8 protein-coding genes are annotated in these 12,572 nt (G+C 41.6%); 5 read left to right on the forward strand and 3 right to left on the reverse strand.

The window, feature by feature from the left end; genetic code table 11:
* The first annotated feature begins 60 nt into the window (after positions 1-60).
* Both lolD and RM544_RS02245 read left to right on the forward strand, forming a co-directional pair.
* Positions 61-753, forward strand: a complete 693-nt coding sequence (gene lolD / locus RM544_RS02240; RefSeq protein WP_311360150.1) for a lipoprotein-releasing ABC transporter ATP-binding protein LolD — start codon at positions 61-63, stop codon at positions 751-753.
* A gap of 2 nt (positions 754-755) precedes the next feature.
* Positions 756-1,976 (forward strand): FtsX-like permease family protein, encoded by a 1,221-nt coding sequence (locus RM544_RS02245; protein WP_311360151.1) that lies wholly within the window; start codon positions 756-758, stop codon positions 1,974-1,976.
* 78 nt (positions 1,977-2,054) lie between these two features.
* Here RM544_RS02245 and RM544_RS02250 read toward each other — a convergent pair whose 3' ends face one another.
* Positions 2,055-3,380, reverse strand: a complete 1,326-nt coding sequence (locus tag RM544_RS02250) for a dicarboxylate/amino acid:cation symporter (protein ID WP_311360152.1) — start codon at positions 3,378-3,380, stop codon at positions 2,055-2,057.
* Between the two features lie 149 nt (positions 3,381-3,529).
* On the opposite strand from RM544_RS02250, the gene RM544_RS02255 reads away from it, so the two are divergent.
* Entirely contained in the window at positions 3,530-5,713 is a 2,184-nt protein-coding gene (locus tag RM544_RS02255; protein ID WP_311360153.1) for an Ig-like domain-containing protein, read from the forward strand.
* A gap of 65 nt (positions 5,714-5,778) precedes the next feature.
* Here RM544_RS02255 and astB read toward each other — a convergent pair whose 3' ends face one another.
* The gene (astB, locus tag RM544_RS02260; RefSeq protein WP_311360154.1) at positions 5,779-7,116 is read right to left on the reverse strand and encodes an N-succinylarginine dihydrolase; all 1,338 of its coding nucleotides are present in this window, start codon (positions 7,114-7,116) and stop codon (positions 5,779-5,781) included.
* A gap of 314 nt (positions 7,117-7,430) precedes the next feature.
* Here astB and topA point away from each other — a divergent pair, with 314 nt between their 5' ends.
* A complete protein-coding gene (topA, locus tag RM544_RS02265; protein WP_311360155.1) occupies positions 7,431-10,073 on the forward strand; it encodes a type I DNA topoisomerase in 2,643 nt (880 codons plus the stop codon).
* Positions 10,074-10,084: 11 nt separating this feature from the next.
* Complete coding sequence (locus RM544_RS02270) at positions 10,085-10,639, forward strand: DUF2058 domain-containing protein (protein ID WP_311360156.1); 555 nt, start codon at positions 10,085-10,087, stop codon at positions 10,637-10,639.
* Between the two features lie 15 nt (positions 10,640-10,654).
* Here RM544_RS02270 and RM544_RS02275 read toward each other — a convergent pair whose 3' ends face one another.
* Positions 10,655-12,556 (reverse strand): EAL domain-containing protein, encoded by a 1,902-nt coding sequence (locus RM544_RS02275; protein WP_311360157.1) that lies wholly within the window; start codon positions 12,554-12,556, stop codon positions 10,655-10,657.
* Positions 12,557-12,572 lie beyond the last annotated feature (16 nt).

The following is a 12,572-nucleotide window of genomic DNA, read 5'->3' on the forward strand; positions in this document are numbered from 1 at the left end:
CGCGCAAGCCTGTAAACTATCCATATTCAGTTGATTACATACAGCCAATTTTTAATTTAAATGACAGACTCATTATTTCGTTGTGAAAAAATAAATAAGCATTATTCCGACGCAAACCAAGATCTCCAAATTTTAAGAGACGTTGATTTTTCCATATCCCCTGGTGAAAAAGTAGCCATTTTAGGCGCCTCAGGTTCTGGTAAAAGTACCTTACTACATATTTTAGGCACACTAGACCAACCAGACTCGGGTGAAGTCTTCTATCAAAACCAAGCACTTTTTGCTAAGTCAAAAAAGCAACAAGCCAGATTTAGAAACAGCGAACTTGGCTTCGTTTATCAATTTCATCACCTGCTTCCTGAATTCACTGCAGCCGAAAACGTGGCAATGCCATTGTTTATAAAAGGTGACAACAAAAAGCAATCGCTTAAACACGCTACTGAACTGCTTGCAAGAGTTGGTTTGGAGAATCGTGTCGAGCACAAACCTAATCAACTTTCTGGTGGAGAAAGGCAGCGAGTAGCGATAGCTCGAGCTTTGGTCAACCAACCTAAAATGATTTTCGCAGATGAGCCAACGGGTAACCTTGACGATAAAAATACAGAGTCTATCTATGCCCTGATAGAAGATATCAATAAAGAGTTCGCCACAGCATTTTTATTAGTCACACATGACGAGCGCTTAGCAAGAAAAATGGACCGCACACTTCGTCTGGTCAAAGGTAAATTACTTCCAGATCAAAAAGGACGCTAGTTTTGTTTCTCGCGCTCACTATTGCTAATCGTTTTCGTCAAAGCAAACAACAGAGTGGCTTTATTTCCTTCGTGTCAGCATCTTCAACCATTGGTATTGGTTTAGGCTGTTTCGTTCTTATTTTGCTCCTTTCAGTAATGAACGGCTTCGAAAAAGAATTGCGAAATACACTCTTGTCATATATTCCTCATGCTGAATTTATTGCGGCGTCAGAACAGGGTGTATACTTAGACCAAGAAACAATTAATAAAGCCCAGAATGATCCCCGAGTACGCGCTGTGTTTTCTTACACCAAAGCTTCTGGTTTGCTACAAAAAGGCGCCAAAATGAAGTCTGTTGAAATACAAGGTGTAGATGCAGACTATATAAAGAATAAACCGGCATTTGCATTGGCCCCTGAGGTATTTGCAACCCAATCAACAGGGATATACCTTGGTTCTGGCATCGTGGAGACGCTTTCTATCGTGCCCGGTGATAAAGTGCAGTTATTGTTGCCAAGTGCTAGCGCCGATCTATCATTTCAAGCACCAAAAGCGATTTGGCTAGAGTTTTTGGGCGAAATATCTTTAGGCGGTGAAGTCGATGATTTTGTTGGCATCATGGATAAGCAAACGCTTTCGTCTGCTTTAAAGATAGAAAGTGGGGCAAGTCATATCGAATTTCAACTCAGCGATCCTTTCTTGGGACGTCAGCTTATTAGAGAATATGGTTACGATTTCAAACAAGTCGTTTATATGTCCGACTGGACCTTAACTAACGGTCACTTGTATCAAGATATTCAGTTGGTTCGCACCGTTGTTTACATCACTCTAATTCTCGTGATCTGCGTGGCTTGTTTTAATATCGTATCGTCGCTAGTAATGTCAGTAAAAGAAAAAACCAAAGAAATCGCTATTTTGAAAAGTATGGGGGCGGAAAATAAGCTCTTACGTCAAGTATTCGTTATAAAAGGTCTTATCAATGGCTTATATGGCGCCACAGTTGGGACTATACTCGGTGTACTGTCAGCTATTTATTTAGTAGAGATTAGCGGATTTATTGAAACCCTATTTAACTTTAGCTTGCTGGGCGACGGCGTTTATTTTATTAACTTTATTCCTTCCGATTTGCAGCTTGTTGATGTTATTGCCACTTATTTCTTAGCGATTGTCTTATGTGTACTAGCAACGTTGTATCCGGCTCACAAGGCCGCTAATGTTGATCCAGCTACTTCTCTAGCGTAAGTTTGTGGTGTATACAAGAAAGGCCTGTTCATTGCTGAAGAGGCCTTTATGTATCATTATGCTTTTAGTCGATTTGGGCTATTCAACGACACTTTTTTGCTTCGCAAGTGCTCTATCGTGATAGATATCTTCATCTAATTCACCTTCGGTTTTAGCAACGATGGTTGCTATGGTGCTATCACCAGTGACATTAACGACCGTGCGTGTCATATCGAGTAATCTGTCAATACCAATAATTAACGCTATCCCTTCAACCGGCAAGTTCACTTGTTGTAATACAACAGCAAGCAGTATCAAACCTACACCTGGTACACCCGCGGCTCCAACAGATGCAAGGGTTGCAGTTAATACGACCATCAATAGATCAACAGTAGATAAGTCGACTTGATAAGCCTGAGCGATAAATACTGTTGCGATACCTTGCATTATAGCGGTTCCATCCATATTGATGGTAGCGCCGAGAGGTAAGGTAAATGAAGACACTGAACGGCTCACACCAAGTTTCTGCCTTGCAGTTGCAATTGTTAGTGGAAGTGTCGCACTGCTGCTTGCTGAACTGAAAGCAAAAGCGGCGACTTCCTTTAGTTTAGATAACAAGATAAGTGGATTGAGACCTGTTGTCAGTTTTAATAGAAGAGGGTAAACAATAATGGCATGCAAAATTAAAATAATTAACACATTAAAGAAATATGCACCTATAGCAAAAATGTCTTCCCATTCTATTGTTGCACTTAGTTTGGCAATTAAACAAAACACGCCATATGGTGCAAAATTCATCACAATAGTCACTATCTTCATGATGACTTCGTTAAGGTCATTAAAGAAACCTGAAAGACGTTTACCTGCCTCGCCAGCGTAAGACATGGAAATACCAAAGAGAATAGCAAACACGATGATAGGTATCATTTGACCTTCTGCCATAGAGGAGATCGGATTGCTTGGCACCATGTCTATAATTACCTGAACTAAAGAGGGGGCTTCCTTGACTACATACTCTGGTGTATCACTTGGCGCCTGAAAACCAGCTCCCGGTTTAAATAGTAAGGCGGATGTCATGGCGAAAGTCACGGCAACAAATGTCGTGAACATATACAATGCTATCGACTTGCCCCCTAACTTACCCAGTTTGGAAGGGTCAGACAAACTGCTTGTGCCACACACCAAAGACACGAAGACTAAAGGGACCACGAGCATTTTCAGCGCGTTGATAAAGATCTTACCTCCGGCGTGAAATATACCTTCTACGAAAAATCCATACGTAGAAAACGTGATTGAGAATACCTGAAAATCAAGATCTCCGTTAAGATAGTTACCAAGTTGCAGTGTAAACCCAATCAGGATTCCGGCAATCATGCCGATAAAGATTCTAGAGGTTAGACTGAGTTTAGCGTTGGAATTTTGCATATATAGACCTTGTTGTTTTCGTTATTCGTCCGTATACGTAAAGATTACCAATTCTAGCCTCAAAGCTAAACCATTTATTGATTAGGTAAGCTGTTCAAAAAGCTAATTTGTTAGCGACAACTCAGTAGGGTATTTAAATGAAGGCGTTTATGAAATTCTTTTTAGTCTTGGCATCCACCATTATGCTTGCAGCATGTGGGGGTGGTGATGAGCTGACCAGAGATGGCAGTGGCAACACTCCGGATGACCCAGATCAATCTCCAGACGTGTCTTACGCGGTGACATTAACTATTGCTGATGCTGATGGCACAGCAACTAATGAAGTGAGCGAAGGTAATCCACTAGTAGTTACAGCGACGGTAACCGCAACAGGCGGTGCGGCTGTAAATGATATTCTAGTGACTTTTACCATGAGCTCCACTGGTTTAGCTAACTTCGATAATGACTCTTCAACAGCGTTAACTAACGCCGATGGTGTTGCTCAAATCGGTTTGGAAGTAGGGCAATTGAGAGGCGATGCCTTAGTCACTGGCTCAATCGAGATTGGATCGAATACCACATCTGCTAACGTTGGCTTTTCATCAACCGGTACTCAACAAACACAAGTAGTGCCTGCTACGTTGGAGCTGTTTTCTAGTCAGGTGCAAATGGAATCGAGTGGTTCTGACTCAGTCATTCTTACAGCGGTTGTAAAAAATGAGCAAAATGTCCTGTTAGAAGGTGTTGATGTTTCTTTCTCGGCAGACAATGGCGCGTCGTTAAGCGTAGATGATAACGGCGTAAGTAACGCTTCCGGTATTGTTACAGCAACCTTAACGACAGCAAATAATCAAATGAATCGCACCATAAACGTGTCAGCTAGCACAGCATCATTAACTGATGATTTGACTTTGGAAGTTGTTGGTACGGAAGTGAGAGTAAACGGTGCATCGTCTGCTATTATTAACGATTCAGTCCCACTAACAGTGAATTTAATTGATTCTGAAGGTAATGGCATTTCTGGCCAAACGGTCCAATTATCAGTATCTTCAGGTAGTTTAGATAACAACTCACCTTTGACGGGTGCAAATGGTCAGGTGTTAGTGAACTTTACGGCCAATGTATCAGGTGTAAGTACCATTACAGCCTCTGCTTTAAATGCAGAAGGTTCCTTTGAAGTGACCGTTCAGCAAGATGATTTCACCTTCTCGTCATTACCAAGTGATGATATTCCCTTGAACACAGCGCAAGATATTTCGGTGCGTTGGTTTAAAGATAACGCTGCGTTTGTGGGCGGTGATGTAGTAGTAACGACCTCTCGTGGTGACATCGCTACACCAAATATAGTAACCAACAATGCTGGTATCGCGACATTCTCAATATCTTCAGCGTTTGCAGGCCCTGCGTCAATTTCAGCGATTGGGACTGACAACAATGGAAATCAAGTAACAGCCAGAGCTAATGTTGAATTTATTGCTTCACAAGTGCAAAGTATTTTTGTTGATGCGACGCCTGATTTAATCGGACCTGAGGGCGAAACAAGTACCATTACGGCAGTCGTAAGAGACCCAAGTGGCAATTTAGTAAAAGGAAAAGTGGTCGACTTCTCTTTGTTAGACTCTAGTGGTGGTAGCATCTCTCCAAACAGTGCAACTACAGGGAGCGACGGTATCGCCTCTACTGTTTATACCTCAAATGCAGTCAGTGCTGAAGACGGTGTCACTGTGACTGCTTCAGCTGATGGGGTATCCAGCTCAGTTGATTTAACGGTCGGTGACAGAGCCTTTGATATTTCAATTGGTACTGGCGCAGAGATTGAATCTCCAGATTCCTCAACGTATCTAAAAGAGTTTGCTGTATTTGTAAGCGATTCTGTTGGACGCCCAGTTGAAAATGCCGAGTTAACTGCGTCATCTACGCCAGTGAAATTTAGCAGCGGTGGCACATATCAGAAGGGTTTTTATCAATATGATGCTGATTCTGACCGTTGGGTTAGATTCATTACTGCGACTTGTGACAACGAAGACATTAACAATAACGGTCGCCTCGATGCCGGTGAGGATGTCAATGGAGATGGTGAATTAACACCGGGAATTATCGGTACAATTAGTTTTCAAGATGGTATTAGTCGTACTAATGCTTCAGGGCAAGCGACCTTAGAACTCAGATACCCCAGACAATTCGCGCTATGGGCTGAAGTTGAAATAGCGGTATTCGGTCAAAGCTCCGGTAGTGAGGCAAGAGACAGTCAAACACTGACATTACCTATTGAAGCCAACGATATCAATGATGAGAATAAGGCTCCACCAGCGAATCCATTTGGTAGTGCGTTTGATTGTTCGGATCCTAACTAGTTAGGAATGCACACAAGAAACCCCTCAATAAGAGGGGTTTTTTATTTTTAGTTTAATGAAAGGGCTTAGCGTTGAAAAGGATAAACACTGCCTAAGTTGAGAAGTTGAGTAAGCTCATCAAGGGCAGTACGAGACTCAATAAGGAGTTGAGGGTCAACTAAATCAGCTACGTGTAACTCATCTCTGTAATGTTTATTCACCCAAGCACAAAGAGCGTTATAGCTATGTTCAGTGATCAAAGTATGTGGATTCACTTTATTCTTTTCTTGTTCCGTTAGTGCAACCCTTAAACGCAAGCAGGCGGGACCACCTCCATTTTGCATGCTTTGTTTTACGTCAAAATAATGCACTTCTTTAATCGGCGTATTTTGAGTGATGAGTTTGCTAAGGTAGCGCGATACACTTTCGCTATTTTCACACTCTTTAGGGGCCACAATTGCCATGTTTCCATTTGGCAGGCGAATCAACTGTGTATTAAATAAATAGGTTTTGACCGCCTCTTCTACACTCACGTCGGATTCATCGACTTGAATAAAATGAAAATCGTCAAACCCTAATTTTGAGAGAATTTCTTTTTTCATTTTAGTCGTGTCTAAAAAGGCTTTTTCATGGAAAAATAACACATTCTGGTTACCAACGGCGATAACATCGTTGTGAAACACGCCTGAATCAATCACGGCTGGGTTTTGTTGAGCGTACACTACCGTATCTTCAGAAAGCCCATGTAAGCGCGCGACAGCTTCACAAGCTTCGAATGTGTGCCTAGCTGGGAATTTGCGTGGTGCAGGTTTTGAATCGTCAAAAGCGTAGCGACCAAAGACAAATAATTCGACGCCTTTTCCTCCATAATCATGGCAAAAACGAGTATGGTTGGCAGCACCCTCATCGCCAAAATGTTCGTTTTCAGGTAAATGAAGGTGGTGAACAAAGTGCTCAGGATCAGCAAACGTAGCTTGTAAAATCCTGCCTGTAACTTCTGGTTCGAGAGAACGATGGTACTTATTGGTTAAATTAGCCGGGGTGAAATGAATTTTACCATCAGCGGTATCACCACTCGGTGATACCGTTGCCGCATTAGCAGTCCACATGCTAGAAGCTGAGCAGCAAGCGAGAAATATATGAGGGGCTAGTTTGTATGCCTGCTGCATGACAGTCGCGTCATTGCCAGTAAAGCCAAGTCTTCTGAGGGCATACACATCAGGACGCTCTTGTGGCGCTAATACACCTTGTACCATGCCCATATCTGACAAGGCTTTCATTTTTTGTAAACCTTGCAATGCCGCTTGTTTAGGATGGCTTGTTGCATTCGCATTGCTTTTCGAAGCAACATTGCCGAAAGATAAGCCTGCGTAATTGTGTGTGGGTCCGACTAAGCCGTCAAAATTAGCTTCGAACTGATGCATGGTAACTTCTCCAATTGAATCACTTTACGTCTTTGTCGATGACTGAACTTGCGTAAAGTGTTGCTATAGTGTCGTAGATTATTTCGCTATCTGCAGAGGAATTATACGCATTAAATTTAGGCTGCCAATTTAAAATTAAGAAAAAGTCATAAAAAACAATGAGTTTTGTTTTATTTGAAATATAAGTATGTGGAACAACTTGTTTTCTATTCACTTTGTAGATATATGTAAAAAAAGAAAAACATTAACTAGATAATACAGTCTTGTCTCAGTTTCAACGTAAATGTATGTAAATAATAAGGTTCTTTCCATAAATGGGTAAATCACTAGTCATAGTAGAGTCACCGGCCAAAGCGAAAACAATAAATAAATATTTAGGTAAAGATTTTATTGTAAAATCGAGTGTTGGGCACGTGCGTGATCTACCAACTAAAGCTTTAGGGCAAGTTGAGCCTAAAAAACCAGCAAAAGAATTGAAAGATTATTCAGACAAGAAGAAAGCGGATTACCTCAAAGATTTTGAATATCGCAAGTTAGTAGATCGCATGGGTGTGAATCCAAAACAAGACTGGAAAGCGCATTATCAGATTCTGCAAGGCAAAGAGAAAGTTGTCGCAGAACTCAAAAAGTTAGCTAAAGACGCTGACACTATCTATCTCGCAACCGATTTGGATAGAGAGGGAGAAGCGATTGCATGGCACTTACAAGAGTTGCTTGGTACTAAGAATAAAACCTATCAACGAGTCGTGTTTAATGAAATTACTAAATCTGCAATTCAGGATGCCTTCTCTGATCCCGGCGAAGTCAATATCAATCGAGTCAATGCACAACAGGCAAGGCGTTTCCTAGACCGCGTTGTTGGCTTTATGGTGTCACCTTTATTATGGAAAAAGGTCGCTAGAGGTTTATCAGCAGGTAGAGTTCAGTCCGTTGCCGTTCGATTAGTGGTTGAGCGTGAGCGTGAAATTAAAGCCTTCGTACCTGAAGAGTTTTGGGACATTCATGCCGATTTAGATACGGCAAAAAAAGACAAGCTACAAATGTTGGTTGCTAAGCATAAAGGTAGTGCTTTTAAACCGGTTAATGAAAAACAAGCCAGTACGGCCGTTGCTGAACTGGAAAGTGCTGAGTTTGTCGTCAGTAGCCGCGAATCTAAACCGACGCAAAGCCGCCCATCTGCACCCTTTATTACCTCGACGCTGCAACAAGCGGCGAGTACTCGCCTAGGATTTGGGGTAAAGAAGACGATGACCATGGCGCAGCGTTTGTATGAAGCTGGGCACATCACCTACATGCGTACAGATTCTACAAACCTAAGTAAAGATGCAGTAGAAGCATGTCGACAACTCATTCAAAAACAATTCGGTGATAAGTATTTACCACCAAATCCACTTGCTTATGGAAGCAAGGATGGCGCACAAGAGGCCCACGAGGCCATCAGGCCGTCGAACGTTGCTATAAAGGCAGACTCACTCAAAGAAATGGAAAGAGACGCTCAGAGACTCTATGAGTTGATCTGGCGTCAGTTCGTTGCTTGTCAAATGACGGCTGCAAAATATGATGCAACGACGATCCGTGTCGAGGCGAATAATTATGAATTAACGGCGAAGGGCAGAGTCCTGTTATTTGATGGATGGACTGCTGTACAACCTCAAATCAAACGTAAGGGCGATAACGAGTTGATGCTGCCGGATGTGAAACAAGGCGATAAGTTAGACCTGAAGGCTCTCGATCCCAAACAGCACTTTACCAAACCCGTCGCTAGATTTAATGAAGCATCTCTGGTTAAAGAACTTGAAAAACGTGGTATCGGTCGTCCATCTACTTACGCCAGTATCATTTCTACGATCCAAGATCGCGGCTACGTAAAACTTGACAATAAACGTTTCTATGCGGAAAAAATGGGGGAGATTGTCAACGATAGACTCGTCGAAAATTTCTCCGAATTAGTCAGTTTTGATTTCACTGCCAAAATGGAGCAGCGCTTAGATGATATCGCCCATGGTGAGAAAAAGTGGAAAAATGTATTAGATAATTTCTACTCAGAGTTTTCTGAGCAATTAGAACAAGCTGAAAAACCGGTTGATGAAGGCGGTATGAAGCTTAATCAAGCTGTTCCAGCTGGCATCGAGTGTGGTAAATGCGGTCGTGAGATGAATATTAGAACTGCCAGTACCGGGGTGTTTTTAGGTTGTTCTGGTTATAACTTGCCACCAAAAGAGAAATGCACAAACACCATGAACTTAACGCCTGGCGAAGAAGTCGTGAAGGTGGATGACGAGGAAGAATTAGAAACCGAAGCACTGCGTTCTAAACGTCGTTGTGACCTCTGTGGCACAGCCATGGATAGCTATCTGGTGGATGAGGGACGTAAGTTACACGTTTGCGGTAACACACCTGGTTGTGAGGGCGCTTTTGTTGAGTCGGGTACCTTTAAAATTAAAGGCTACGACGGCCCTATTATTGAGTGCGATAAGTGTCAAAGTAATATGGAATTGAAGAATGGCCGCTTCGGTAAATATTTTGGCTGCACCAATGAAGAGTGTAAAAATACACGTAAATTATTGCGGAACGGTGAAGCAGCGCCACCGAAAGAAGATCCTGTGTTCTTACCCGAATTAGAGTGTGAAAAATCGGATGCACATTTTGTTTTAAGAGATGGTGCTTCAGGTATCTTCCTTGCTGCACATACATTCCCAAAATCAAGAGAAACGAGAGCACCATTAGTCGAAGAATTGGCTCGTTTCCGAGATAGAATTTCACCGAAGTTTTATTATTTAGCGGATGCGCCAAAAGCCGATCCAGATAAGAACCCAACAATTGTTCGATATAGTCGCAAAACTAAGCAACAATATGTGATGTCGGAAGATAAGAAAGGCAAAGCAACAGGTTGGTCTGCGTGGTACCAAGATGGTAAGTGGGTAGCTGATGATAAACGTAAGAAAGCGAAAAAATAGGAGGTAATGTCATGGCATTATCACTACAAGATCAACTCCTAAAAGCGGGCTTGGCAGATAAGAAAAAAGCGAAGAAAATAAAGCAAGAAAAGCACAAGCAAGTAAAAGCCAAACAACGCAACAATGTTGAAGTTGAGAACGAGGCGAAAGTTGCCGCTGCGCAAGCGCTGGCAGCAAAGCGTGAAAAAGACCGCTTGCTCAGTGAAAAGCAGCGCCAAGAGCGATTGGAAAAAGAAATTGCCGCGCAAGTGATAGACCTCATCAAGGCCAACGCGCAAGAAAGAAAGCGCGGTGATATTGTCCTTAATTTCACAGACAATAAGTTAGTGAAGCGGATGTATGTTGATGGCAAAACGCATCGCTTAGTGACGCAAGGTCGGTTGTCTGTTGTCAGTTATGAACAAGATAGCTATGAATTGGTGCCGACACCCGTAGCTGATAAAATCAAAGAGCGTATGCCAGAGTCCGTTATTTACCAAGCGACAGAAGTCGCTGAAGAAAAACAAAACAACGCAGACGATGATTGGTATGCAGAGTATGAAATACCAGATGACTTAGTCTGGTAGTGATTAACTAGAGCCTCAATCTTGAGGCTCATAAAATAATTCGGGTTTGTGTATTAAATAACCTTGGCAATATTCGATATTCAAGGCCTCCAACTGTTTCATTTCAGCCTCAGTTTCTACAAATTCCGCCACCGTCGATAAGCTCAGTTCCTGGGCTAAACTAACAATAGATTTCACTATCGCTTTATTATGATCGACGTTGGCAATATTTCTAATAAAAGTGCCGTCGATCTTGACTGTGTCTATGTTTAATTGTGCAATATAACCAAAAGATGACATGCCAGTACCAAAGTCATCGAGGGAAATTTTACAACCATAACTCTTTAAAAAATTAATATTATTCAGTGCGATAGAGAAATTTCTAATGATGTCTGTTTCAGTTATCTCAAAGCCTAAGTGACTGAGCGGAAACTGACTATTCTCGAAAAGTTCTCTAATATATATTGGAAAGCGCTCATCGGATAAGGTTTGCCCTGATAAGTTGATTGAATAATGAGCCTTATCTTCTGGATGTTTATTTAAGTAAAGGATGGTTTCGCGCAAAACGTACTGATCAATCTTATTGATTAAATGGAATTTTTCAGCTGCTTGTAAGTAAGGGAAGGGCGAGTGGAACTCACCATTGTGCTTCACGCGCATCAGCACTTCGTAGTAAGTCGATTGTGACGCAGTATCGAAAGGACTGATTGCTTGGCGGAATAATACAATCGATTTTTGGTTTAATGAGTCTGCAACATGAGAAACCATGCGCATCAACTTTTGCCGACCAACAATAAAGCTATCCTCTTCGTCATAGCTCACCAATCGGTTTCTACCCAGAGATTTTGCTTCTAATAAACTGGCATATAAGCCATTTAGTACGCTTGTGTGTTCAACTGTATCGCCCTCATTAACCTCATAAATGGCAATGCAGCAGGTTAAACTCGTTGTCAGGTCTTGATAATGGAACTCGTACTGACTTACCGCTGTTTTTAATTGTTTTAGTGATTTGTTTGTTGCTTCGGATTGTAGGTATATAAAGCCAATGACGTCTGCACTAATGCGACATATGACAGCATCTTTCGGTAGGTGATTTTGCACCAAGCTACCGATTTCTTTTAAGTAGATATCTCCGCCACTATTTCCACAGGTTTCGTTAATGATTTTAAATTCATCTATATCGAGAATACCGACGGTAAAATCTTGTCGGTTTTTATGGAAATCAGCAATACTGTTAACGAATAACTCTCTATTCCCTAAACCGGTTATTTTGTCGTGTAAGTTCACATTTAAAAGGCGCTTGGTGAGACGAATTAAACCAAGGCATAAAACCCCTTGCAGTGCGATAAAAACGAGTGCGAGTGTTGTTTTGAAAGCAAATACCTCGGATTCGATAGTTTTAAGCCGGTAAGTAATATCGCTTTGCACATATATCGAAATTTCGCTTAAAAGCTCTTCAGGCTCTCTATCTATTCCCTTAACTTCTTTGTCGGCTGCATTCGCGTCAAATCCAGTTTGCTCATAAACCAACAATGCTTGTTGGTAGTCAGCCAATATACTTCGGTGTGTTTTCTGAAAATCGCTAGCCAACTCGGTAATCTTATTCGTCTTATCAAATTGGTCGATAAGCGCTTGAGCATAGTTTTGTGTTCGTTCGAACTCGTCAATAAACTGTTGATGATATTTTAGATAGTTTGCTGGGTCATTGCCTCTAAGCAATATATTTTTCCACTCTTGAACTTGTTTCTTGAAAGAGTATTGGACCTGTAAAGCAATGAGTTCTGAGCGAATAAGCTTTTTTACCTCTTCATCATATTCGGAGGATGTATCTTCGTAATACTTGATAAATGACATCGTAAAGGCAAGGATTACTAGCCCACCGATAATAATAAGCCCGTAATACTTTAATTTTTTCTTAGCAATAAAAGAGAGGTTCACACGTCTAACTTCAAAA

Source organism: Brumicola blandensis, from assembly GCF_031846165.1.
Taxonomy (GTDB): Bacteria; Pseudomonadota; Gammaproteobacteria; order Enterobacterales; family Alteromonadaceae; genus Glaciecola; species Glaciecola blandensis.